This window comes from Dyella humi (assembly GCF_044904605.1).
Lineage (GTDB): Bacteria > Pseudomonadota > Gammaproteobacteria > Xanthomonadales > Rhodanobacteraceae > Dyella_B > Dyella_B humi.
Genome location: NZ_JADIKI010000021.1, coordinates 383,814 through 408,444 on the forward strand (window position 1 = coordinate 383,814; position 24,631 = coordinate 408,444).

Annotated in this window: 24 protein-coding genes; 12 read left to right on the top strand and 12 right to left on the bottom strand. The window is 61.7% G+C overall.

Annotated elements, in window-relative coordinates:
- Positions 1-52 precede the first annotated feature (52 nt).
- The 4 genes from ISP18_RS02245 to ISP18_RS02260 all read left to right on the top strand — a co-directional run bounded on the left by ISP18_RS02245 (position 53) and on the right by ISP18_RS02260 (position 5,345).
- Positions 53-1,852 carry an aminopeptidase P family N-terminal domain-containing protein gene (locus tag ISP18_RS02245; protein WP_380016595.1) on the top strand — a complete coding sequence of 600 codons (1,800 nt, stop codon included), beginning with the start codon at positions 53-55 and terminating at the stop codon, positions 1,850-1,852.
- 152 nt (positions 1,853-2,004) lie between these two features.
- Positions 2,005-3,894: a DNA topoisomerase IV subunit B gene (gene parE, locus ISP18_RS02250; RefSeq protein ID WP_380016597.1), complete on the top strand. Its 1,890-nt coding sequence runs from the start codon at positions 2,005-2,007 to the stop codon at positions 3,892-3,894.
- A 151-nt stretch (positions 3,895-4,045) separates the two neighbouring features.
- Positions 4,046-4,774, top strand: coding sequence for a hypothetical protein (locus ISP18_RS02255; RefSeq protein WP_380016599.1), 729 nt, complete (start codon positions 4,046-4,048; stop codon positions 4,772-4,774).
- 49 nt (positions 4,775-4,823) lie between these two features.
- Positions 4,824-5,345, top strand: a complete 522-nt coding sequence (locus tag ISP18_RS02260; protein ID WP_380016601.1) for a 3-hydroxyanthranilate 3,4-dioxygenase — start codon at positions 4,824-4,826, stop codon at positions 5,343-5,345.
- 31 nt (positions 5,346-5,376) lie between these two features.
- On the opposite strand, the gene ISP18_RS02265 is transcribed toward ISP18_RS02260, so the two are convergent.
- Complete coding sequence (locus tag ISP18_RS02265; protein WP_380016603.1) at positions 5,377-5,910, bottom strand: NUDIX hydrolase; 534 nt, start codon at positions 5,908-5,910, stop codon at positions 5,377-5,379.
- Positions 5,911-6,021: 111 nt separating this feature from the next.
- Here ISP18_RS02265 and ISP18_RS02270 point away from each other — a divergent pair, with 111 nt between their 5' ends.
- The 3 genes from ISP18_RS02270 (at position 6,022) to ISP18_RS02280 (ending at position 10,240) form a co-directional block, all read left to right on the top strand.
- Positions 6,022-7,002 (top strand): transporter family protein, encoded by a 981-nt coding sequence (locus ISP18_RS02270; protein WP_380016605.1) that lies wholly within the window; start codon positions 6,022-6,024, stop codon positions 7,000-7,002.
- A gap of 206 nt (positions 7,003-7,208) precedes the next feature.
- A complete protein-coding gene (locus tag ISP18_RS02275; protein ID WP_380016607.1) occupies positions 7,209-8,693 on the top strand; it encodes an amino acid permease in 1,485 nt (494 codons plus the stop codon).
- A gap of 77 nt (positions 8,694-8,770) precedes the next feature.
- The gene (locus ISP18_RS02280; protein ID WP_380016609.1) at positions 8,771-10,240 is read left to right on the top strand and encodes an amino acid permease; all 1,470 of its coding nucleotides are present in this window, start codon (positions 8,771-8,773) and stop codon (positions 10,238-10,240) included.
- A 398-nt stretch (positions 10,241-10,638) separates the two neighbouring features.
- On the opposite strand, the gene ISP18_RS02285 is transcribed toward ISP18_RS02280, so the two are convergent.
- Positions 10,639-10,971 carry a high-potential iron-sulfur protein gene (locus ISP18_RS02285; RefSeq protein WP_380016611.1) on the bottom strand — a complete coding sequence of 111 codons (333 nt, stop codon included), beginning with the start codon at positions 10,969-10,971 and terminating at the stop codon, positions 10,639-10,641.
- Positions 10,972-11,125: 154 nt separating this feature from the next.
- On the opposite strand from ISP18_RS02285, the gene ISP18_RS02290 reads away from it, so the two are divergent.
- The 4 genes from ISP18_RS02290 (at position 11,126) to ISP18_RS02305 (ending at position 14,337) form a co-directional block, all read left to right on the top strand.
- Complete coding sequence (locus tag ISP18_RS02290) at positions 11,126-11,773, top strand: methylthioribulose 1-phosphate dehydratase (RefSeq protein ID WP_380016613.1); 648 nt, start codon at positions 11,126-11,128, stop codon at positions 11,771-11,773.
- Complete coding sequence (locus ISP18_RS02295) at positions 11,770-12,330, top strand: 1,2-dihydroxy-3-keto-5-methylthiopentene dioxygenase (RefSeq protein WP_380016615.1); 561 nt, start codon at positions 11,770-11,772, stop codon at positions 12,328-12,330. Before ISP18_RS02290 ends, ISP18_RS02295 begins: the two co-directional genes overlap by 4 nt.
- A 280-nt stretch (positions 12,331-12,610) precedes the next feature.
- Positions 12,611-13,297: an acireductone synthase gene (mtnC, locus tag ISP18_RS02300; protein ID WP_380016617.1), complete on the top strand. Its 687-nt coding sequence runs from the start codon at positions 12,611-12,613 to the stop codon at positions 13,295-13,297.
- 17 nt (positions 13,298-13,314) lie between these two features.
- Positions 13,315-14,337 (top strand): C13 family peptidase, encoded by a 1,023-nt coding sequence (locus ISP18_RS02305; protein WP_380017607.1) that lies wholly within the window; start codon positions 13,315-13,317, stop codon positions 14,335-14,337.
- Between the two features lie 66 nt (positions 14,338-14,403).
- Here the strand turns inward: ISP18_RS02305 and hisIE are convergent, their stop codons facing one another.
- The 9 genes from hisIE to ISP18_RS02350 all read right to left on the bottom strand — a co-directional run bounded on the left by hisIE (position 14,404) and on the right by ISP18_RS02350 (position 21,938).
- Entirely contained in the window at positions 14,404-15,036 is a 633-nt protein-coding gene (gene hisIE / locus ISP18_RS02310) for a bifunctional phosphoribosyl-AMP cyclohydrolase/phosphoribosyl-ATP diphosphatase HisIE (protein ID WP_380016619.1), read from the bottom strand.
- Positions 15,029-15,820, bottom strand: coding sequence for an imidazole glycerol phosphate synthase subunit HisF (hisF, locus tag ISP18_RS02315; protein ID WP_380016621.1), 792 nt, complete (start codon positions 15,818-15,820; stop codon positions 15,029-15,031). Before hisF ends, hisIE begins: the two co-directional genes overlap by 8 nt.
- A complete protein-coding gene (gene hisA / locus ISP18_RS02320; RefSeq protein WP_380016623.1) occupies positions 15,814-16,542 on the bottom strand; it encodes a 1-(5-phosphoribosyl)-5-[(5-phosphoribosylamino)methylideneamino]imidazole-4-carboxamide isomerase in 729 nt (242 codons plus the stop codon). Before hisA ends, hisF begins: the two co-directional genes overlap by 7 nt.
- Before the next feature lie 128 nt (positions 16,543-16,670).
- Positions 16,671-17,261: an imidazole glycerol phosphate synthase subunit HisH gene (hisH, locus tag ISP18_RS02325; protein WP_404559242.1), complete on the bottom strand. Its 591-nt coding sequence runs from the start codon at positions 17,259-17,261 to the stop codon at positions 16,671-16,673.
- Complete coding sequence (gene hisB / locus ISP18_RS02330; RefSeq protein WP_380016625.1) at positions 17,261-18,325, bottom strand: bifunctional histidinol-phosphatase/imidazoleglycerol-phosphate dehydratase HisB; 1,065 nt, start codon at positions 18,323-18,325, stop codon at positions 17,261-17,263. The genes hisH and hisB overlap by 1 nt, the downstream gene beginning before the upstream one ends.
- Positions 18,322-19,398, bottom strand: a complete 1,077-nt coding sequence (gene hisC, locus ISP18_RS02335) for a histidinol-phosphate transaminase (protein WP_380016627.1) — start codon at positions 19,396-19,398, stop codon at positions 18,322-18,324. The genes hisB and hisC overlap by 4 nt, the downstream gene beginning before the upstream one ends.
- Complete coding sequence (hisD, locus tag ISP18_RS02340; protein WP_380016629.1) at positions 19,395-20,702, bottom strand: histidinol dehydrogenase; 1,308 nt, start codon at positions 20,700-20,702, stop codon at positions 19,395-19,397. The genes hisC and hisD overlap by 4 nt, the downstream gene beginning before the upstream one ends.
- A gap of 10 nt (positions 20,703-20,712) precedes the next feature.
- Complete coding sequence (gene hisG, locus ISP18_RS02345) at positions 20,713-21,606, bottom strand: ATP phosphoribosyltransferase (protein WP_380016631.1); 894 nt, start codon at positions 21,604-21,606, stop codon at positions 20,713-20,715.
- Positions 21,603-21,938: a YerC/YecD family TrpR-related protein gene (locus ISP18_RS02350; RefSeq protein ID WP_380016633.1), complete on the bottom strand. Its 336-nt coding sequence runs from the start codon at positions 21,936-21,938 to the stop codon at positions 21,603-21,605. Before ISP18_RS02350 ends, hisG begins: the two co-directional genes overlap by 4 nt.
- 160 nt (positions 21,939-22,098) lie before the next feature.
- Here ISP18_RS02350 and ISP18_RS02355 point away from each other — a divergent pair, with 160 nt between their 5' ends.
- Positions 22,099-22,734, top strand: coding sequence for a DUF998 domain-containing protein (locus ISP18_RS02355; protein WP_380016635.1), 636 nt, complete (start codon positions 22,099-22,101; stop codon positions 22,732-22,734).
- Here the strand turns inward: ISP18_RS02355 and ISP18_RS02360 are convergent.
- Positions 22,731-24,623 carry an HAL/PAL/TAL family ammonia-lyase gene (locus tag ISP18_RS02360; RefSeq protein ID WP_380016637.1) on the bottom strand — a complete coding sequence of 631 codons (1,893 nt, stop codon included), beginning with the start codon at positions 24,621-24,623 and terminating at the stop codon, positions 22,731-22,733. The two genes, ISP18_RS02355 and ISP18_RS02360, sit on opposite strands and share 4 nt — an antisense overlap.
- Positions 24,624-24,631: the final 8 nt, after the last annotated feature.

Consider the following 24,631-nt stretch of genomic DNA (forward strand, 5'->3'; position numbering starts at 1 on the left):
GACGAAGCGTGCAGAACTAAAGTAAGCGCCATATGCCTGCTACCATGCGCCGATGAGCACTCCGATTCCCGCCCGCATTGCCGCGTTGCGCGAAGCGATGGCCAAGCACGGCATCGCCGCTTGCATCGTGCCCACCGCCGATCCGCATTTGTCCGAATACCTGCCTGCGCATTGGCAGGCGCGCGAATGGCTTTCCGGTTTCGACGGCTCGGCCGGCACACTGCTGGTCACCACCAAGGAAGCAGGGCTGTGGACCGATTCACGCTATTTCTCGCAGGCCGAACAACAGCTTGCCGGTACTGGTATTGCGCTGATGAAGCAGCGCGCTGGACAAGCGGCTGAGCATTTGACATGGCTGCAACACCATTTGCATAAGGACGATGTCGCGGCGATCGCGGGCGACAGCGTCTCGGTGGCCGCGCAGCGGCAGATCGAACGTCTGCTGGGCGCGGCCGGCGTCACGCTGCGTGTCGATCTCGATTTGCCGGGTATGGTGTGGCGCGATCGCCCCGCCCTGCCGCATGCACCGGTGTTCGAGCATCCGCTTACCTACGCCGGCACGTCGCGCGCCGAAAAATTCAACAAGCTGCGCCATGCGATGCGCAAGCAGCACGCCACGCATCATTTGGTCTCCAGTCTGGACGACATCGCCTGGCTCACCAACCTGCGCGGCAGCGACGTGGAATGCAATCCGGTGTTCCTCGCGCACTTGCTGGTGGAAGTTGCCGGACAGGCCACGTTGCTCGTCGATCGGGACAAGCTCAATGACGAAATAGTCGCCGCGCTCGGTGCCGACGGCGTCCGCATTGCCAACTACGCCACGCTGAGCGACGCACTCGGCGACCTCAAAACCGCCGACACCTTATTGTTCGATCCGGGTCGCGTGGTGAGCGATGTGCTGAAAGCGGTCGGGCCGGACGTGAAGCAGGTCGAAGGTCCGAATCCATCTACCGCATTCAAGGCGATCAAGAGTGAGGCCGAATTGGCGCACATCCGTGAGGCGATGCGCCGCGACGGCGCCGCGCTGGTGCGCGCTTTCCGCCGCCTGGAAGAACGCCTCGCCGCCGGCATGACGCAGACCGAGCTGGATGTGGATGCGCTATTGCGCGACGAACGTTCCGCCCAGCCCAACTTCATTGGCGAAAGTTTCTCCACCATTGCCGGTTACATGGAAAACGGCGCACTGCCGCATTACCGCGCCACGCCGCAAGCACACAACACTTTGCAGCGCCACGGCCTGCTGCTGGTGGATTCCGGCGGCCAGTACCTGGGCGGCACCACTGACATCACCCGCGTGCTGGCGCTTGGCCCCACCACCGCCGAACAGCGCCGCGACGCCACGCTGGTCATGAAAGGCATGATCGCGCTTTCCCGCGCGCGCTTTCCCAAGGGCGCCAGCGGCCCGCAACTCGACGTGCTGGCCCGCGCACCGCTGTGGGCCAGCGGCATGGACTACGGCCACGGCACCGGCCACGGCGTCGGTTACTTCTTAAATGTGCACGAAGGTCCACACGGCATTCGCCCGCCAACCTCCGGCGCCACGCTGGTTCCGCTGGAACCGGGCATGATCACCTCGATCGAGCCTGGCTTATATAAGCCGGCGCGCCATGGCATCCGCCATGAGAACCTCGCCGTGGTGGTCGAAGCCGAGCAGACCGAGTTCGGGGAGTTCCACGCTTTCGAAACACTCACCCTGTGCCCGTTCGATCGCCGCGCACTGGAACCGGCCCTATTGAGCCCGGACGAGCGCGCCTGGCTGGACGACTATCACGCCACGGTGCGCGCGGCACTGGCGCCTTTGCTGGAGGACGCGGATCTGGCTTGGCTGGAGAAGCATTGCGCACCGCTTTAAATCGGGAAATAGGAAACAGGGAACGGGGAGCGTCAGGCTTGCGATCATATTGATGTTCCCCGTTCCCTGTTTCCGCTCCACTTGACCTGCACAACGCCACCAACCATTCTCCCGCGCCTGACCACCAACGAAGTAGGCATCCGCCTCTCAGCATGAGCAGCCGCTACAACGCCGCCGATATCGAAGTCCTTTCCGGCCTTGACCCCGTCAAGCGCCGGCCGGGCATGTATACCGACACCACGCGCCCGAACCATCTGGCGCAGGAAGTGATCGACAACTCGGTCGACGAGGCGCTGGCCGGCCACGCCAAGTCGATCGAGGTAATCGTGCACACCGATGGCTCGGTGGAAGTCAGCGACGACGGCCGCGGCATGCCGGTGGACATCCATCCGGAAGAAGGCATTCCCGGCGTCGAGCTGATCCTCACTCGCTTGCATGCGGGCGGCAAATTCTCCGGCAAGAACTACAACTTCTCCGGCGGCCTGCACGGCGTGGGCGTATCGGTGGTGAATGCGCTGTCGAACAAAGTGGACGTGACCATCCGCCGCGATGGCAACGAATACCGCATGAGCTTCGCCAACGGCGATCGCGCCAGTCCTTTGGAAACCATCGGCACAGTGCCGAAGAAGAAGACCGGTACCACCGTGCGCTTCTGGGCCGATCCGAAATACTTCGATTCACCGAAGATCTCGCTGTCCAAGCTCAAGCATTTGCTGCGCGCCAAGGCCGTGCTGTGCGCCGGCCTCAGCGTGAAGCTGCTCGACGAAGCCAGCGGCGAAACGAGCGAGTGGTATTATGAGGATGGCCTGCGCGACTACCTGCGGGGCGAACTCGACGGCGGCGAATGCCTGCCCGCCGATCTGTTTGTGCATCACGTCGCACGCGATACCGAAGGGCTGGATGTCGCCCTCACTTGGCTGCCCGAAGGCGAGCTGGTGCAGGAAAGCTACGTCAACCTGATTCCCACCGTACAAGGCGGCACGCACGTCAACGGACTGCGTACCGGCCTCACCAATGCGGTGCGCGAGTTCTGTGACATTCGCAACCTGCTGCCGCGTGGTGTGAAGCTGGCGCCGGAAGATGTATGGGAACGCCTGGCCTTCGTGCTGTCGGCGAAATTGCAAGATCCGCAATTCGCCGGCCAGACCAAAGAGCGCCTTTCCTCGCGCAACGCTGCCGCGCTGGTAGAAAGCGTGGTGCACGATGCTTTCAGCCTGTGGCTCAACCAGCACGTGGACCTGGGTGAACGCATCGCCCAGTTGGCGATCGAACGCGCCAGCGCACGCCTGAAAGCTGCCAAGCAGGTGGTGCGCAAGAAGATCACGCAAGGCCCCGCCCTGCCCGGCAAGCTGGCCGATTGCACCGCCACCGATCTCACCCGTACCGAGCTGTTCCTGGTGGAAGGCGATTCGGCCGGCGGTAGCGCCAAGCAGGCGCGCGACAAGGACTTCCAGGCGATCCTGCCGTTGCGCGGCAAGATCCTCAACACCTGGGAAGTGGAATCCACTTCGGTGCTGGCTTCGGAAGAAGTGCACAACCTGGCGGTGGCAATCGGCTGCGACCCAGGCAAGGACGACCTCTCCGGCCTGCGCTACGGCAAGGTCGTCATCCTTGCCGACGCCGACTCCGACGGCCTGCACATCGCCACCCTGCTCAGCGCGCTGTTCCTGCGCCACTTCCCCTCACTGGTGCGCGAAGGTCACGTATTCGTGGCGATGCCGCCGCTGTTTCGCGTGGATGTGGGCAAGCAAGTGTTCTATTGCCTGGACGAAAACGAAAAGGCCGCGATGCTGCAGCGCGTGGAGCGCGAAAAGATGAAGGGTCAAGTCACCGTCACCCGCTTCAAGGGCCTGGGTGAAATGAACCCGTCGCAGCTGCGCGAATCCACCATCTATCCTGACACGCGCCGCCTCGTACAGCTCACTGTGGAAGACAATGACGGCACCGCCAAGCTGATGGACATGCTGCTGGCCAAGAAGCGCGCCAGCGATCGCAAGAGTTGGCTCGAAGAGAAAGGCGATCTCGCCACGCTGGATGTCTGACTCCAGCAGCGGCATTCGCCTTCACCAGAGCGAGGCGAACACCGAGTAGGGCTGCTGCGAAACTACGGACACAATGCGCCGCCATGAGCGGCGCATTTTTTATGCGTCCATGGAAGGCGCATTCGGCATGAAGAAGTACTCGAGATGGTTCTTGGCGCTTCTGGTCCTGGTCTGCGCGAGCTGCAAACCTACGCCTCCCGTCAATGGTCATGTCGTACCCGAAGCGAAGCTGACCAAGGGTCAGTTGATCCAGTCCGATCCCAACCGCATGGCCAACCTGGAGATACGCAACAATCTCGACGCGCTGTATCTGCTGATGGACAAGCTCTACAAGCGCAATCCATCGGAATGGAAAAAAGGTGGCGCGGCCAACCGTGAAGAAGCCGAGACGCGCGTACGCCACGCAGTCGATCACCACACGCCGTTGCCGGGACTCGACGCGCGCGACACCAAGGCCATGGAGCTTGCGCTTGATCCGCATTTCAAAGGTGACCGCGTCGGCACGCTTATCTATGGCATCGGCGACATGCTGATCACCGCGCACGGCGGCAAGCGCGAGCTTTATCTCATCGACGGACTCGACGCGCAGCGTGTCTATAACGCCGCCCGTAATGTGGAAATCGCCATGTGGCTGCTAGCCCGACGTAGGGATGACGCCGGACACTCACTGCTGCTTTCCAACGCACTGTCCGAGCAGGAGCAAAACCTCAGTTTCGAGCGCCTGTTCGGCGGCATCATTGGACGCACCGATCTGGTGGCGGAATTCACCGCCGAGAAATATCGCCGCTCGGTGATCGACTACGGGCAGAGCTTCTTCGGCGGGCAGTTTCTGCAGTTCCTGCCGGTGAGCGAGGTCGCCGGCGCGGCGTCTTCCCTCTAGCGCCGCATCGGCGTTATGGTGACGCCCTGCCCTCGCCGGACCTCGCCGCATGTCTCTACTGCCGCCCATTGATCTTCAGCGCTGGATCGACGAACACCGCCACTTGCTGAAACCGCCGGTCGGCAACAAGTGCATCGTCGACGGTGATTTCATCATCATGATCGTCGGGGGTCCCAATGCGCGCACCGACTATCACTACGACGAAGGTCCGGAGTTCTTCTACCAGATCGAAGGCGAAATGGTGTTGAAGGTACAGGACGAAGGCACCGCCCGCGACATGTCCATTCGCGCCGGCCAACTCTTCTATCTGCCGCCTCGCGTGCCGCATTCGCCGCAGCGCATGCCCGATTCCATCGGCTTGGTGATCGAGCGTCGCCGGTTGCCGCATGAAAAAGACGGCCTGCTATGGTTCTGCGAAAGCTGCAACCACAAACTGTACGAAGAATATTTTGTGCTGCAGAACATCGAGACCGATTTTCCTTCGGTGTTCGATCGCTTCTACGCTTCGAAAGAGGCGCGTACGTGCAAGGCATGTGGGCATCTTAACCCGGCGCCCGCCCGCTACAGCTAGGGCATCATGTAAGCTGGGATTGCATCCCAGCCTACGCGACCCGCGCCAGCCACTTGCACGCCATGCGGCGCAATGATTCATCCGTGTCGTGCGCCTCGGCCAGTTCTCGTATGGATACCCACGCCAACTCCAGCGATTCATCGCCAACGGCAAAATTTTCATCGCCGCCGACGCGCACAACGTAGCGCACGTCGTAATGCCAATGCCCGGGCTCGCTCATGCGCTCGGGTATCCAATGCCGGTCGACGTCAAAAATAGCCGGTTCGACCGTCAAATCCGAGAGTCCCGATTCCTCGCATGCTTCGCGCAACGCGACGGCTGCCAGATCGCTATCACCATCCGCGTGGCCGCCCAACTGCAGCCACCGCTGCAACTTGCGGTGATGCGTGAGCAATACGCGCTCGCCACTGGCATCCACTAGCCATGCCGAACCAGTGAAGTGACCGACCCCATTTTCGCGATGAAAAGGCAGTTCCGCCTCATCGAGAAAACGCATGCAGGCGGCCGCGTGAACGTCATCAGCGTGATCGTGCATGTATCGGTCCAGCGACATTCGCAATGTCATGAAGCTCCTTCCTTCTATTCAAGTTGGTCGCAATTTTCAAAGTTCTAGCATGGATCGCCGGAAAGCGTGCCGGTAGCGTGAGTCGTCTCACCTCATCACTGTGCACGCCCGATGACGCATTTCAAGCATCGCTTCGGTTCTCTGGTTGCCTGCTCGTTCGCACTTGCCCTATGCGCAAACCAGGCCAGCGCTCAAGACTCGTCCGCCAATTTCACCGGTCCTTTGCTCACCTCCAACGCGGTGACGCTTCCCGCTGGCGCGTGGCTGGTCGAGCCTTATCTGATCTATTACAAGAGCAACGCGTATTACGACGAACAGGGCAATCGCCACTCGCAAACGCCAAGCACGCGCCAGTGGCAGACGTCGATCCCCATCTATTACGGTGTTACCGACCGCTTCCAGGTGCAGCTCGGTCTCGGCGGTGCGCATGCGATGTCCGGTGGCGCGCATACCGACGGCATCGGCGCCGCGGATACCACGCTGGGCATGCAGTACATGGTGCTGGCGCCAGGTGAAGACAAGAAGCATCCCACCGTCTCGCTGGCCTACTCGCATCGCTTTCCGACCGGCACCTACGACCGGCTCGATCAGAATCCACTGAACGCGATCGGCAATGGCGCAAACGTCGATACCTTCTCGGCGTTGCTGCAACAGTACGTGTGGCTGCCGAATGGCAGGCCGATGCGTTTTCGCGCGACGGTTTCCTACAGCCTTCCGCCCAGTCGGGTAAACGTGCAAGGCGCGAGTGCTTACGGGACGCCGCAAGATTTTCGCGGTGGCGTGCGGCTGGGTAGTTCGCTGGGCGTTTCCACCTCCGTCGAATACAGCATCAACCCGCAATGGGTGCTGGCGATGGATCTGGCCTACAACCGAGATGCCCCTTCGCAGTTGAAGGGCATAACCGGACAAGGCGACGCGGCTACACAGTTTGCGCGGCGCGACGCATCGCGTGACGTCTACAGTCTCGCGCCCGCGGTGGAATACAACTTCAACGATCGCATCGGCATCGTGGGCGGCGTGCAATTCAGCTTCGCCGGTCGCAATAACAATGCGTTCGTCACGCCCATGGCCGCCATTAACATGGTCTTCTAATGCAGCAGCAAAATACGCTTTCCGACGCAAGTGCCATACGCCGCCGCGGATGCTTCTCAGCCAGCTCGCATGGCTGCAAATTCAGCCGCAATGCAGCTTGTACCGCTGCCCTCCGCTGGGCTATGGTTCGCTGATGCCTCAAGCCCTAGGGCTGATTCCAGAGCACTTTCGATAACCGAGGCAATTGTTCTCATGGGGATCATTTAATGCTATTCAAACGCGTCAAGCCACTCGATCAGATACTAGCCACAGCAGAAAAGAAAGGGCTCACCCGGCAGCTTGGCGCATTCCAGCTCACCATGCTCGGCATCGGCGCCATCATCGGCACCGGTATTTTCGTCCTCACGGCGGAAGCCGGACAGAAAGCCGGCCCCGGCATGATGATCTCGTTCGTGATCGCCGCCATCGTCTGCACGCTGGCGGCGTTGGCTTATGCGGAGCTGGCATCCATGGTGCCGGTAGCCGGCTCGGCCTACACCTACACGTACGGTGTACTCGGCGAAGGTATGGCCTGGATCGTCGGCTGGGCGCTGATTCTGGAATACACGATTGCAGCGAGCACGGTGTGCGTGGGCTGGTCGGGATACATGAACGGCTTGCTCGCCAACCACGGTGTTGGCTTGCCTGAATTCCTCCGCACCGGTCCGATGGATGGCGGCACTTTCAATCTGCTGGCCTTTCTTATCGGCGCGCTGATCACCTTCCTGTTGGTGATCGGTACGTCTAAGTCGGCCAAGGTCAATGCTGTGCTGGTGCTGGTCAAAGTGATCGCGTTGACGGTGTTCATCGTGCTCGCCTTACCGAAGGTACAAGACGCGAACTTCCATCCCTTTGTGCCAAACGGCTGGGGCAGCCCGATGGGCGGCATCGGCGTGCTGGGTGCGGCGGCGTCGATCTTCTTTGCTTATGTGGGTTTCGATGCGGTCTCCACCGCCGCGGAAGAAACCAAGAATCCGAACCGGAACATCCCCATCGGCCTAATCGGCTCGCTCGGCATCTGCACCGTCTACTACCTGCTGGTCAGCTATGGCGCCATCGGCGCAGTAGGTGCGCAGCCTGTCGTGGGACCCGGCGGCGGTGCACTGCAACCCGGTACGCCGGAGATGGTAGCCGCCTGTAAAGCCTCCGAAGCATTGGTTTGCAGCAAGGAGGCGCTGGCGCATGCGTTGCGCATGATTCACCACAACTGGTGGGGCGACATCATCGGCGCGGCGGCAAGCATCGCGCTGCCTTCCGTGATCCTCACCATGACCTACGGCCAGACACGCATCTTCTTCACCATGGCACGCGACGGTCTGCTGCCCTCTTCGCTCTCCAAGATCCACCCCCGTTTCCACACGCCGCATGTGATCACGCTAATCACTGGTCTGTTCGTGTCGTTTTTCGGCGCGATCTATCCGGTAGGCCAGCTCGCCGACATCACCAACTCGGGTACGCTGTTCGCGTTCCTGATGGTGGCCGTGGGCGTGATGGTGCTGCGCGTGACGCAGCCGGATCGCAAGCGTCCTTTCCGCACACCGTTCGTGTGGTTGGTATGCCCGCTCGCGGTGATTGGCTGTCTGCTGCTGTTCGTCAACCTGCCGCTGAAGACGATAGAAGTGTTCTTCGGCTGGGGTATCGTCGGTCTGGTGGTGTACTACCTCTACGGTTATCGCAAGAGCCATCTTGCCAACGGCACCGAACCCGCCTGAGGTTACGGCGCCGCGTTATCGAGTAAATACGTCCGGCACGGTGAGCACACCGTGCCGGCTTTCTTTCAGGAAGCCTTATGCTCAAGCAGTTATTCGCCCGCAAGACCGATTTTTCCGATGACGAGAGTACGCACGGCCCAAGCTTGCGTCGAACACTCGGCCCTTGGGGCATTACTGCGCTGGGTATCGGTGCAGTGATCGGCACCGGCATCTTCGTGGTGACCGGCCAGGCCGCGGCGGACCACGCCGGGCCGGCAGTGATCATCTCGTTTATCCTCGCGGCAATCTGCAGTGGCTTCACCGCATTGTGCTACTCTGAATTCGCCACGCTGATTCCGATTTCCGGCAGCTCCTACTCGTATGCGTACGCCACGCTCGGCGAGTCGGTGGCATGGTTCATTGGCTGGAACATGGTGCTGGAATACGGCATCTCGGCGTCCGCGGTAGCGACGAGCTGGACCGGCTATTTCACCAGCCTGCTCGATCACGTCGGTATCCACCTGCCACACGCGCTGACGAATGCGCCATTTGCCTATACCAATGGCGCACTCGTCACGACCGGAGATCTATTCAACCTGCCCGCGGTGGCGATTGTGATGGCGCTGACCTGGGTCTGCTACATCGGTATTCGCGAATCGGCCGGCATCAACTTTTTCATGGTGCTGCTCAAGGTCGGCCTGATCATTGTCGTGGTGGTGGCCGGTTATCGCTACGTGAATCCGGCCAACTGGCACCCGTTCATTCCAGAAGCGCAAGGTAACCATAAATACGGTTGGGACGGCATTTTGCGCGGCGCGGGAATGGTGTTCTTTGCCTACATTGGTTTCGAGGCTACCTCGACCGCCGCACAGGAATGCAAGAACCCGCAACGCGATCTTCCATTCGGCACGCTGGTGTCGCTGGTGATCTGCACGGTGCTGTACCTGGCGATGGCAGCCGTGTTGACCGGACTTATTCCGTACACGCAGCTCGGCACGGACGAGCCGGTCGTTACCGCAATCAAGGCGCATCCTGAGCTTGGTTGGCTGCGTCTGATCGTAGAGATCGGCGCCATGATCGGCCTGTCCTCGGTGATCCTGGTAATGATCATCGCGCAACCGCGCATCTTCATGATCATGTCGCGCGATGGCCTGCTGCCTCGGGTGTTCAATCGCATTCATCCGCGCCACCGCACGCCGCATATCAATACACTCATCACCGGTGGAAGTATTGCGGCGCTCTCGGCGGTGTTTCCACTCGATCTGCTGGCGAACCTTACCTCCATGGGCACCCTCATTGCGTTCGTTGCCGTGTGCGCGGGCGTGCTGATCCTGCGCTACACCTCGCCCGAATTGCCGCGCACCTTCCGCGTGCCGTGGGCACCGGTGATCTGCGTGGCCGGCGTACTGAGTTGTGCAGGCCTGCTGGCTACCTTCGACTGGTTCAATTGGGCGTTGATGGTGGTCTGGACCCTGTTCGGCTTTGCGATTTACTTCACCTATGGGGTTCGCCATAGTCGCCTGCGTCTTGCCAATGGCTCGGCACGGGGCCAAACGTCGACGATTTGACGCAAACATCAGCTAACTGCATCGAAAAGCTTGGAATATGGCGCTAACGGCGTTTTAATGAATTGAATGTGATGTGTTCGAAATTATCTTTAACTTACTGAATTTAAAGAGAAAAAAATTTCGACATCACAAATTTCCTACCCCGATCCGCCGTACTTCGGTCAACCGGAGTATCATCGGTGGCCCGGGTTGATCACTTGGCAGTGGGCCCCGGATTGCCACCCGGCGCGTCAGGCCAGTTAGCTCCTCGACCTGACGCGTCCGGGTAGCACCTTTCAGTAACACCCCTTCGTTTCTTTTCAAAACGCCTGTCCCGTACAGGCGTTTTCTTTTTGTGTGCACGACGCGCAAACAAAAAGGCCGGCGTAAAGCCGGCCTGTACTGATAAGCGTGATGCGTCAGGCTTGCTTCGCTGTGTGCGAGATGCACCAGCCTTTCGCATTCACTGCCTTGCCCGGGAACAACTGGCAGGGACCGTAACCTGTTGCAGCACCGGTATAGAACTGACAGTTGGCGCAGGTGTCGCCGGGTTTGTGCTTGGGATCCTTCGTCGCCGTGGCGTCTTCCACATAGCCCAGCGCCTTGGCGGTGGGATCGGCTTCAGAAACGTGCGGCAGATCATCCGCGCGCGCGACGCGCGGCAATCCACTTACCAGCGCTGCCGCGGCGGCGGTGCCGACGGCAAGCTTGAGGAAACGACGACGTGACTCGATCTCTTCATGTCCTGACATAACCACCCTCATCGTTGTTTTTGCCGCGGGAGCTGCGGCGACGGTGCACGCATCCTAACGCCATGCACCGCGCCAGGTCCTTTTCGCGAATAACTCGCATTTCGCGCGTTTCCTGCCGTGCTATAGTCACCACTCATTTGGACGTCCATTTGCCATGAGCCAAACACTGCCCGCCTCCATTCCCTCTGCACTGTTCTACGAGCGCGCCGATGCGATCACCGACGCAGCGCGCGAACTTGCGCAACACGGCTGGACGCCGGCCACCAGCAGCAATTTCTCGATGCGCGTGGATGCCGATCACGCTGCAATAACAATCTCCGGACGCGACAAAGGCAAGCTCGGCCGCGACGACATCATGTTGGTGGACATGCACGGCAAGGCGGTCGGCACCAGCGCACGCCCAAGTGCGGAAACCGAATTGCACACGCAGGTGTATCGCCGCTGGCCGGAAGTGAACGTAGTGTTGCACACGCATTCGCGCACGCAGAGCGTCGCCTCGCGCCTGTTCGCCAGCGACGGCGTCATCCGCCTGGAAGGCTGGGAACTGCAGAAAGCGATCCGCGGCCACACCACGCACGAAAGCGTGCTCGATATTCCCGTGTTCCCCAACACACAGCACATGCCCGAACTGGTGGCGCAGGTAGATGCCTGGATAGATTCCGGCAAGCCTCTGAGCGCCTACTTGATCAATGGTCACGGCATCTATACCTGGGGTCATGACATGGCCGAAGCGCGCCGCCATCTGGAGGCGCTGGAATTTCTGCTCGGCTGCGAACTCGATTTGAGGAGACTGAACGCATGAGCCGCCTGCGCATTTTTGACGAGCAGCACCCGCACAACCCCCTCTCGGTGCACGAGGATCACGCCGGCATCGCCCGCGAACTGGCCAAGGTCGGCGTGCGCTTCGAGCAGTGGGAAGCCAGCCAGCCGATTAAACCCGGTGCCAGCCAGGACGACGTCATCGCCGCCTATCGCGCGGACATCGATCGCCTGATGGGCGAGGAAGGCTACCAGGCGGTCGACGTGATCAGCCTGACGCCAGACCATCCCGATCGCGCCACGCTTCGCCAGAAATTCCTGAGCGAGCACACACACAGCGAAGACGAAGTGCGCTTCTTCGTCGCCGGTGCTGGTCAGTTCACTCTGCATATCGGCGACAAGATCTACGACGTGCTGTGCGAACAAGGCGACCTGATCGGCGTGCCGGACGGCACCCGCCACTGGTTCGACATGAGCGAGGCGCCCTACTTCGTGGCCATTCGCCTATTCACCAACAAGGAGGGCTGGGTGGCCAACTTCACCGGCTCGGATATTGCGGAGCGGTTTCCGCGGATGACGCCTTTGGCAGCCGCTGCGTAATTCTTTCACCCTCCCCCAAACTGGGGGCTGTAGCTGATAGTTTTCTCGTCACCCCGGCGAAAGCCGGGACTCAGTGCCTTTGCACATCAAAGTCGCTGGGCCCAAGCTTTCGCCGGGGTGACGAACTCTAAACTGCCGGTGTCGCCGAGTTTCATCGCCAATCACGCTTCCGAAGTCGAGAGAGAATCGACCTGCGGCGAAGCCAGAACCGCGACAGGGGCCGCTTGCACCCACGCAAGCCCACGCTAAGCTTGGGAGCCCCCTCCCCCCGCAGCTCCCCATGACCGTCATCCGCGCCATCGTCACCGATATCGAAGGAACCACCAGTTCCATCAGCTTCGTCAAGGACGTGCTGTTCCCGTACGCCCGCAAACGCCTACCGGCCTATATCGAGACGCACGGCGACAAACCCGAGGTGCAGCACTGGCTGCATGAGGCGGCCAAAGAGGCCGGCATCGTCGAGGCGAGCCGGCAGGAAGTCCTCGAGCTGCTGCTGCGTTGGATCGACGAGGACCGCAAATCCACTGCCCTCAAAGCGCTGCAGGGCATGATCTGGCAGGAAGGTTACGAGTCCGGCGAATACCGCGCCCACGTGTACCCAGAAGTCGCTGCCCGCCTGCACGCCTGGCGCGGCGAGGGGCTGCACTTGTACGTGTACTCCTCCGGCTCCGTGCCGGCGCAGAAACTGCTTTTCCGCTACAGCGAGTCCGGCGACCTCAGCCCTCTGTTCGCCGGCAACTTCGACACCGAGACCGGCCCCAAGCGGGAGCAGGCTTCCTACGAACGTATCGTGGAAGCGATCGGCGAGCGCCCTGAGCACGTGCTGTTCCTCTCCGATGTAGTGGAAGAGCTGGACGCCGCCCGTGCCGCCGGCCTGCGCACCGGCTGGTTGCTGCGGCCGCCCATGGAGATTCCGCCGCAACCGCGCCATCCGGCCTACACCAGCTTCGACGCCATCCAGCTCTGAGCCGATCGCCTATGCGCATGCGCACTCTCCTGATCGCCCTGCTCTCCTTCGCCGCCGGTGTGCTGCTGATACTGCTGGTCACCGGGCACCGGCCGCCACACAACGAAGAAGTGGTGAGCGTAGCGACCAGCAGCAGCGTATCGCCCGCGCCTTCCGCCTCCAGCAGCGACACGGACGACGACGAAGGCAACGACAATTGGCCCAGTCAAGGTCCCTCACCGGAACAAGTGATCTATACGCAACCGACGATGGTGCGCAAGGCCGTGGCCGGCCTTTCTCCTCGTATTCCCGACAAGACCAACCTGTATCTGCTGAGCTTCGCCGGCGACGGTGGCGAAGACGTGTTCCGCAACGAGGCCGAATACGCCGCACAGCTGTTCACTCGTCGCTTCGGCCCCACCGCGCACGCGCTGGTATTGGAAAACAATCCCGCCACGCTGCAGACGCATCCGCTGGCGAGCTGGAGCAATCTGGAGGATACGCTCGACCAGCTGGCGAGCGTGATGAACCCGGAGCAGGACATCCTGGTGCTCTACATGACCTCGCACGGCGACGAGGACCACAACCTGCTGGTCGACATGGACCCGCTGCCGCTGGACCAGATTGGTGCCCCCGACCTCGCCGGCATCCTGAAAAAGCGTTCGTTCAAATGGAAAGTGGTGGTGGTGAACGCCTGCTATTCCGGCGGCTTCGTGCCCGATCTACGCGGCCCCGGCACGCTGGTGCTCACCGCCGCGCGCACGGATCGCAGCTCGTTCGGCTGCGGCAGCGATTCCGATATCACCTACTTCGGCAAGGCCTGGTTGGTGGATGCGCTGAACAAGACCGACAACTTCGTCGACGCCTTCCAGTTGGCCAAGCGCGACATCAACACATGGGAACAACAGGACAAGCTCACGCCATCCGAACCGCAGATCGATATCGGTACCGGCATTGCACAGCAGCTTGCGATGTGGCGGAAGGAAGTGACGCCAGGGCCGGTCGTGCCGTTTACACCGCCGCCGGCGTCGGCGAGCAGTGCGGGAGCGACAACTCAGTAAGCCTCGACTTTTGCATAATCCCCACGGCCGTCATTCCCGCAAAAGCGGGAATGACGGTCATAGTGGTTACCCATGCCGCTCCACCAACACCTTCGTCGCATCCTCAAGCCCAAACCCGCGCGCACGCAACAATACGGTGAGATGAAAAATCAAATCCGCCGCCTCGCCTAGCAGTTCTTCATCGCCCTGTGCCACGGCAGCCAGCGCGGTCTCCACGCCTTCTTCGCCCACTTTCTGCGCAATCCGCCGCGTTCCGCCGTGGAACAGCTTCGTGGTGTAACTGCCCTCGGGCAACTCCGTCTTGCGTTTTTCAACCAGCGCATCCAGTTGCGCGAGAAATCCCAGCGGCGGGCGCACTTCATTGCCGAAGCAACTGCGCGTTCCCAAATGACAGGTCGGCCCATGCGGATCGGCCAGCACCAGCAAGGTGTCGCGATCGCAATCCATGCGGATCGACTTCAGATGCAACACGTGGCCTGAGCTTTCGCCCTTGGTCCACAAACGCTGCTTGCTGCGGCTGAAGAAGCTCACCTTGCCGCTGCTTTGCGTAAGCGTCAGCGCTTTGTGATCCATATAGCCGAGCATCAGCACTTCGCCCGTGAGCCAGTGCTGCACGATCGCGGGCACCAGCCCATCCGATTTGGACCAGTCGATCTGGCTGAGATCGAGTGGATCGAATCCGCTGATTGTTTCACTCATGGCCGGCTGCCTCTTGCAAACGTATAACTAGGCCTTCCTGCTGCAGATAACGCTTCAGATCAGGAACGGCGATGGCGCCGCTATGGAAAACGCTGGCCGCCAAAGCACCATCAACACGAGCGCGCGTGAACGCATCGCGAAAGTGCGCCATCGTTCCCGCTCCGCCCGAGGCGATCAGCGGCACCGTGCACAGCGCTCGCGCCGCGGCGAGCTGCGCCAGGTCGTAACCCTGGCGCACGCCGTCGGTATCCATGCAATTAAGCACGATCTCACCCGCGCCGCGCCGCTGCGCCTCGACCATCCAGTCCAACGTGCGCCGCGCCAGCGAACGCGTCTTGGACGGATCGCCGGTGTACTGCCGCACGCGCCACTCACCGTCAGCATCGCGCATGGAATCGATGCCAACCACCACGCACTGCACGCCGAAGGCAGCTGCCAGTTCGTCGATCAACGTCGGACGTTCCAGCGCCGGTGAGTTGATCGAAACCTTGTCTGCGCCAGCGTGCAATACCTCGCGTGCGTCCGCCACCGAGCGAATACCGCCGGCCACACAGAACGGTATATCGATCACCCGCGCTACACGCTCCACCCAGCCGCGATCGACACTGCGACCTTCTGGGCTAGCGGTAATGTCGTAGAACACCAGCTCGTCCGCACCTTCATCGCGATAGCGCAAGGCCAGATCGACGATTTCGCCCATCACGACGTGATCACGAAAACGCACACCCTTGACCACCTTGCTGTCGCGTACGTCCAGGCAGGGAATGATGCGGCGGCTTAACATGCCAGTGCGTCCTCCAGCGTAAAGCGTCCTTCCAGCAAGGCACGTCCCAGGATCACGCCACGCGCACCGGCTTCGCGTGCCGCGCGGATGTCCTCCAACGAACGCACGCCGCCGGAAGCCTGCACAGCAAGCTGCGGCACGGTTTGCGCCAGGTGCCGATAGAGCTCGAGATTGAAGCCGGCCAGCATGCCGTCGCGCTCGATATCCGTGCAGAGTAGATGTCGCGCGCCATGCGCTGCGTACCAGGGCGCGAGTTCGTCCAGGGTCCGCGCCTCGTCTTCGGTCCAGCCGGCACTGGGTAAGGTCCACGTGTTATCGCAACGGCGCGTATCCAACGCGATGGTGAAGCGCTCGGCACCATGCTTGTCCAGCCATTGCGCTACGCGTTCCGGCTCACGAATCGCGACGCTGCCCACGACCACGCGGCTGACGCCCGCGCCAAACAAGCGTTGCACATCGTCTTCCACGCGGACGCCGCCGCCGGCCTGCACCTGCATGCCGGCTTTCGCCAGCACTTCGATCACTGCGAGATTGGTCAGATCGCCCGCGCGTGCGCCATCCAGATCGACCACGTGCAGCCACTGCGCGCCGGCCTGCGCGTAACGGGCGGCCAGTTCATGCGGCGCGGCTGCGTATTGCGTTTCCTGCGCGTAATCGCCTTGGCGAAGGCGGACAACTTGGCCGTTGCGCAGATCGATGGCAGGGATGACTTCAACGTTCATTCTGATCAGCTCTTTTCCCATGCACAAAAGCACAGGCATCTATATGACTTCTGCTTGATCTAATCTTGCCGGCCGTCATTCCGGCGAAAGCGAAGGCGCTTTCGCCGGAATGACGGCCACTCGAAAATTCAAAGCTCGAGGAAGTTCTTCAGCAACTTCGCTCCCACCTGTGCCGAACGCTCCGGATGAAACTGCGTACCATGAAAATTTCCGCTCGCAATCACCGCCGAAAACGCACCGCCATAGTCGCTGCGCACCAGTGTGTAATCACCCACTGGCACCGAATAGCTGTGCACGAAGTAGGCCCAATCGCCCTCTTCCAGGTTTTTCAGCAGCGGATGCCGGGTGACCGGCGACAGACGGTTCCAGCCCATATGCGGCACGCACAATTCCGGCGTTTCTTCGAACTTGCGCACGGTGGCGGGAATCACGCCCAGGCAAGGTGTGTCGCTTTCCTCGGAGTGTTCGCACAGCAGCTGCATCCCTAAGCACACGCCTAACACCGGCTGCGTAAGCGAACGGATCACATCGACCAGCTCCAGTTCTTGCAGCCGCGCCATGCCGGGGGCGGCCGCACCAACACCCGGCAGTATCACCTTATCCGCACTGCGAATACGCTCGGCATCGGCGGTCAACGCGGCATCCACGCCCAGCCGCTGCAATGCATAACGCACCGAACCGATATTGGTGCCGCCGGCATCGACCAGGACCACGCTCATCACAGCGCTCCCTTCGTGCTCGGCAGCTCGTCACCTTCACGGCGGATCGCCTGGCGCAAAGCACGTGCCGTGACCTTGAAGCAACCTTCCACCATATGATGTGCGTTCTCGCCCTTCACCGTGATATGTAGATTGGCGCCCAGCGTGTCGCACAGCGAACGGAAGAAGTGCGGCACCAGTTCGGTCGGTACGTCGCCTACGCGCTCGCGTGGGAACTGGCCTTCAAACACGAAATATGGACGCCCCGACAGATCCAGTGCTGCGCTGGCCAGCGACTCGTCCATCGGCAACGTAAAACCATACCGGCCGATGCCACGCTTGTCGCCCAGTGCTTGGCGCAAGGCCTGCCCTAATGCGAGCGCGCAATCCTCGATGGTGTGATGTTCATCGACCTTGGTGTCGCCATCGCATTGGATGCTGAGCGCGAAACCGCCGTGCTTGCCGATCTGCTCCAGCATGTGGTCGAAAAAGCCCAGGCCGGTATGCGCAACGGGCTCGGCTTGCGTGTCCAGATCCACGCGCACCGTAATGCGCGTCTCCTTGGTATGCCGCACCACCTCAGCCACGCGCGGCCGATCGAGCAATTGATGCGCGACTTCTTCCCAGCCCATGCCTTTCGGCCCGACTCGAAAACCGCGCACGCCCATGTTCGCGGCAAATTGCAGGTCGGTTTCGCGATCGCCCACCATGGCCGAATCGGCGCGCGTCCAGCCATCGTCGGCTAGATAGTGGCGCATCATGCCGATGCCGGGTTTGCGCGTATCCAGACCTTCATGCGGAAAACTTCGATCGATCAGCACTTCGCCAAAGCGCACGCCTTGCGAGGCGAAGATGCGCATCAACAGATCGTGAGGGCCATCGAAATGTGGTTGCGGAAAGCTATCCGTACCTAGGCCATCCTGGTTGGTGACCATCACCAGTTCGTAGCCCGCCGCCACGATGCGCTGCAAGGCAGCCATCACGCCCGGCAGCAGGGACAGTTTTTCGTAGCTGTCGATCTGCTCGTCAGCAGGCTCCTCGATCAGGCAACCATCCCGGTCGATGAAAAGTATCTTGCGACTCATGCCTGGACCTTGTTCAACGTCATTTCGTTCAGCACGGCAAGCACCCGCGCATTTTCTTCCGGCGTACCGACAGTGATACGCAAAGTATCGTGCAACTTGGGATAACGGCGCACGTCGCGTACCACGATGCCTGCCTGCAGCAGGCGCTGATACACGGCGCCGGCATCGTCGAAACGTACAGCCAGGAAATTGGCATCCGATGTCAGCACCTCACGCACACCCGGAAGCCCGGCCAGTGCATCGCGCATGAGTACACGCTGCTCGCGTACGATAGCGATATGCTCGCGCGCAGCGACCTGCCCAGATGGTGACAGTGCCACCAAAGCTGCCGTTACGCATGGCAGCGGTAGCGGATAAGGCTGCATGATGCGCCTAATCAATCCGATCACCTCGGGGTTTGCTACTAAGGTGCCGATGCGCGCGCCGGCCAGTGCCCAGGCTTTGGACAAAGTGCGCAACACCGCTAGGTGTTCGTAGCGCCCGATCAGATCGATCGCGCTAGGCTGATCGGAAAACTCGATATACGCCTCGTCCACCACCAGCAGCGCCTTGCCGGCGAGCGCCTGCGCCACGCGTTCGATATCGTCACGCGATATCGATTTGCCGCTGGGGTTGTTCGGTGTGCACAAAAACACCAGCTTCACCGCCGGCGTGATTGCGGCAAGTAACGCTGGGACATCGAGACTGAAATCCTGCGCCAGCGACACCTCGATCACCGCTGCATTCTGGATACGCGCGCTGACCGCATACATACCGAACGTCGGCGGCTGGATCACGACGGCATCCTGACCAGCGCGGCAGAAGGCGCGTACCAGCAAGTCGATCGCCTCGTCACTGCCGCGCCCTACGCACAATTGCTCGCGTTGTACACCGTAAAGCGCCGCCAAAGCCTGCAACAAGGCAGCCGGTTGCGGATCGGGATAACGGTTGCAGCCAAGCGCCGCATCACCCGCCGGCTCCCACGCTGATTCATTGGCGTTGAGCATGATCTGCGCGCCACCTGCTTCCATCCGCGCCGAGGAATACGGCTGCAGCGTGCGAATTTCCGGCCGCGCCAGGTCCAGTACGCTCATAAGTGTGTCCCCAGTGCAGCCAGCCGCAACGTGACGGCGCGGCGATGCGCTTCGAGCTGCTCGGCCTCCGCCAGCGTGGCGGTGCACGGGCCGATCGCACGCAGGCCGTTGGGATCCAGCTCCTGCACCGTAATCTGCTTCAGATAACTGGCTACCGATACGCCACTGTAGCTGCGCGCGTAACCGTAAGTGGGCAGCACGTGGTTGCTGCCGCTGCAGTAATCGCCCACGGATTCGGGCGTCCACGCGCCGACGAAGATCGAGCCCGCACTTTCGATGCTGGATACCAGGTCACGCGCGCCGCTGACCTGCAGAATCAGGTGTTCCGGCGCGTAGCGATTGCTCACTTCCACCGCCTGTGTCAGCGAATCCACTTCGATCAGCCGGCTCTGCGCCAACGCCTGCTCTGCGATGGCCCCGCGCGGCAACTGCGCACATTGGCGATCCACTTCGGCAGCCGCCTTGTCCAACAAGCTCGTTGAGGCACTCACCAGCACCACCTGCGAATCCGGTCCGTGCTCGGCCTGCGACAGCAGATCCGCCGCGACGAACACGGGATTGGCCTGCGCATCGGCAATCACCAGTACTTCGGAAGGTCCGGCGGGCATGTCGATGGCCGCACCATTAGGGTCGGAAGATACCTGCAGCTTCGCCTCGGTAACCCACGCGTTGCCGGGGCCAAACAGCTTGTCGCAACGAGGAACGGTTTCCGTGCCGTATGCCATCGCTGCGATCGCCTGCGCGCCGCCGATCTTGAATACGCGATGCACGCCTACGGTACGCGCTGCGAACAGCACCGCTTCATCGCAGGTACCGTCCGCGCGCGCCGGTGAGCAAAGCACCACGTCGCGGCAACCGGCAATGCGCGCGGGCACACCCAGCATCAGCGCCGTGGAAGGCAACGGTGCACTGCCTGCTGGCACGTACAGACCGACGCGGTTGATCGGGCGCAAGATGCGCTCCACTCGCACGCCGACGGCTGTATTCACACCTACCGGCTGTGGCGCGGATGCGCTATGAAAGGCTTCGATGCGAGCGGCGGCTTCGCGGATGGCTGCTTTCAATTCCGGTGCTAGCTTGGCTTCGGCTGCGGCGAATTCCGCTTCGCTTACTTCGATGGCATCCAGCGTGCAGCGGTCGTAGCGCGCGGAAAGTTCACGCAAGGCCGTGTCGCCCTTGGCGCGTACTTCGGCAATGATTCGCTCGACGCCATGACGCAATTCTTCTGCGCGCGATTGTGCGGGTCGCGCCAATGCATCGCTGCGTTCAGCTTCGCTCAAGTTGTTCCAGTTGATTCGTTTCATGCAGAAGCGCTCAAGCAAGCATTTTCTCAACCGGCAGCACGAACATCTCACGTGCACCGGCTTTCTTGATTTCTTCCAACTGCCGCCAGCTCACTTCACCGGCGCACAGCGCCTGCAGCATCAGCTGATCGGGCTGCCCCGCCACCGGCAGCAACGTGGGCTGCGGACCACCCGGCAGCAATCGCGTGACCGCCTCGAGCGAAGTGCGCGAGGTCTGCAGCAGCAACAGGCGCGACTCGCGTACCTGGATCACACCATCCAGGCGCTTGAGCAATAGCTCGACCATGTCGCCGCGTTCGTCCGTAGGCAATGTTTCCGGACCGGCCAACACGGCTTCGCTTTGCAACAACACGTCTGTTTCGCGCAACTGATTGGCCACCAGCGTGCCGCCGCTTTGCACCAGGTCGCAGATCACATCGGCAGTGCCCAGCTTGGGCGCGATCTCCACCGAACCGGCCAGCGTGATGACGGATGCATCCACACCCTGCTCGCGCAACCAGATACCGAGCAGACCCGGATAGGAAGTAGCGATGCGCAGACCGGCCAGATCCTTGGGCTCGTTGTAATCCATCTCCTGCGGCACGGCGACGGAAAGGCGGCAGCGGCCGAATCCCAGCGAGCGCCATTCCGTGAGCGCAGCGGCGCCGTTACCCGCGCCGCCCTTGAATTCGTTGAGCACATTGCGACCGACAATGCCCAGCTCGCACACACCTTGCGCGATCAGGCCGGGAATGTCGTCGTCGCGGACCAACAGCAGATCCACCGGCTCGCCTTCGCCGAAGCAGAACAGCTTGTCGCGGCTCTGGCGGAAGGTAAGGCCGCAGCGGTTGAGCAGATCCAGCGCTGGCTCGGTCAGCCGACCGGATTTCTGCATGGCGATGCGCAGGCGATCCCTTGGTTTCATGCTCGTGCCCTTTTCGCCGCCGCGCGGGCGCGCGAGGCACGTGCAGCCGCTGCGAGATAGCCGCCGCTGCCCTGGTTCAGATAGCGCGCCACGCGCCCGATGGTGGTGATGCTGACTGCGGTGCGCTCGTGAATCTCTCGGTAGGACACGCCTTCGAGCAGATAGGGCACTACGCGCCAGCGATCCACCAGCACTTCCAGCTCGGCTGGCGTACACAGATCGTTGAGGAAAGCGTTCATCTCCTCCACGTTCTTCAACGAGAGCAAGGCACGGCACAGGCTGAGCCTGGCGGATTCTTCCGGGGTTTCCGGGTCGATCGATCGGCGCTTCATAATGTACTAATGCGTTAACACAGTGGAACGCATTGTAGTGAGCCGTTGCCGTTTGCGCAAGCCGCCGCCCAAAGCGAGATCGGCGCACCTATACAGGGCATTCTGCGCCCGTATCATTGGCGGCCGGGCGGTCCCTACCTACCCCCAATATGGAGACTTCATGCCCAACGGACTCCCCTCTCCCGCCATTCGCCCTGCTGCCTATCTGATGATGATGGCGGTGATCGTGTTTGCAGCCGTCTGCGGCGCCGCGCAGTACTGGCGCACAGACTTGGACCCCATCGCTGTCCCGCTGAGCATCTATCTCACCGGCCCAGGCGGTGCATATGTGCGCATGACGTATTACCTGATGGGCGTGGCGCTGTTCGTGTTCGCCATAGGTGCTTATCGGGCGACGGTGGCGCCTCTGCGCAGCGCATTGGCGCTGATGCTGTTCGCCGCGCCCGGGCTGTTGCTACCCGTCGTGGCGATGACGGAGCTGTTCAAAGGCACGGTGCATGAAAGCCTGGCCGCGTTGATCCACGGACTGGCGGCACAGTCGACCTTCCTGGCGTTGAGCTTCGGCATGCTGTTGCTTTCCAGCCGCTGGCGTCGCGATCCGCGCCTGAGTGCGAGTCGTTATCTGGGTATGTCGCTCGCGTGGCTGGCTACCACCGTGCTCTGGCTGCAAGCCTTCGCACCAACGCTTCCGCATGGGTTGATGCAGAAGCTGCTAATCATTTTGATACTGCTGTGGCTGGGTTGGGCCGCACGCCAGTTACTGCGTGCGGCTCGTCCCCAGCAAGCGGGCGCTTAGACGCCCGCGAAAGCCCGCTTCTGCACCAGCTCGCACACGGTACGCACGTCACCATCCATCGCGCGATCGCGATGGATGAAGCTGATGCGCTCACGCAACGTTTCGTACGCTTTGCGCACCGATTCACCCGCATGGAATTCGCCCACTTCCGCCAGCGCTGCGGTGAGCTGCTTCACTTCTTCCACGAATTGCGCGTAATGCGGATGGTCCTCGCGCGGCGCATTCGTCACCTTGGAGGCCAGCGCCTGCCAGTTGCCGCGCGCGGCCAAGCGGCGCGCAGCGTTGAGCATTTCCTGACGATAGTCCAACGCCTGAGCGGCGGTGTACAACTCCAACGCCAGCACGTGACTGAGGTCTTCGGTCATTTCCAGCACGTGGCGCGCCTCGTTGGCGCCCATGGAAACATGATCCTCGGCGTTCGCGCTGGTCGGCACCGAATACACGCTGGCCGGATGTGCGCGCGTGGCGAGATCGTTCACCAGCGCCGCGGCCGTGTACTGCACGATCATGAAGCCGGAATCGGTGCCGTCTTCGTTACCAGTGAGGAAGGCCGGCAGGCCATCATTGGTGGCCGGGTCGACCAGCTTGTTGAGGCGACGCTCGGAAATCGATGCCAGCACGGGAATCGCCGCCTTCACATAACTCATCGCCAACGCAAGCGGCATGCCGTGGAAATGGCCGGCGGAGATCACCTGCTCCTCGATGTGCGCAGCGTCGGTGTTGTCCGGGAAGATCAGCGGATTGTCGGTCACCGCGTTCAATTCGATATCGATGATGCGGCAGGCCTGCGCCCAGGCATCGCGCACCGCGCCGTGCACCTGCGGCATGCAGCGCAGACAATATGCATCCTGCGGCTGGTGCTTCTTGCCACCTTTGAACGGCAGGAAGCGGCTATAGAACGCCTCGCGACCGTGACGCTGGTTGGCGGGCACCCAGTCCCAGCCAATGTCGAAGCTCAGCGCCTGGTCTTCCGGCGTGCTCCACGCATCGGCGCTCCACGGGCGGAAGCGCGGCACCAAGTGATACGGGATATCGACCAGCGTTGAGCTAGTAAGCAGCGCGCGCACATGATCGGCCGCCTGCACCTGGCCGGGATGCGGGCGCAGCGCATGCACTTCCGGACGCAACGCACCACTGCGGCCGGCGAAAGCATCCAGCGTCATCGAAGCGGACAGATCCGCCACGTTGAGCAGATATTCCAGTGTATCCAGCGCCAACACCGCGGTAGCCAGCATCTGCGCCGTGCCGTTGTTGAGCGCCAGGCCTTCCTTGAAGGATAGGCGGATCGGCTTCAGGCCGGCGCGCTTCAGCGCTTCCGCACCCGGCAGGCGCTCGCCTTGATAGAACGCCTCGCCACCACCGAGCAGCACGATCGCCAGATGCGACAGCGGCGCCAGATCGCCGCTCGCGCCCACCGACCCTTTCTCCGGCACCACCGGAATCACGTCGCGATTGAGCATCTCGGTCAGCGCTTCCAGCGTCTCGACACGGATACCGGAATGACCGCGCATCAGCGTGTTGATGCGGATCACCAGCAACGCGCGCACCACATCAGTGGCGAACGGCTTGCCCACGCACACAGCATGCGTAGTAATGAGGTTGTGCTGCAGCTCTTCCAGCAACGTGCCTTCCGGCTTGTGCGGATTGCCGCCTGGCAACTCGTCACGCAAGCGATAAGCACCCAGCAATTTATCCGCGTTGCTGCCGAAGCCGGTGGTAACACCGTAGATCGGCTCACCGCAGCTCACCTTCTCCGCCAGAAAATCCGCCGCACGCTTTACGCGCAGCAGTTGCCCGGCATCGAGTCGCACGCCGTAGCCATAACGTGCCACGGCGACGAGTTGTTGGCGGCTAAGGCTATTGCCGTCGAGGAGGATGGTTTGATTCACAAGGGCTC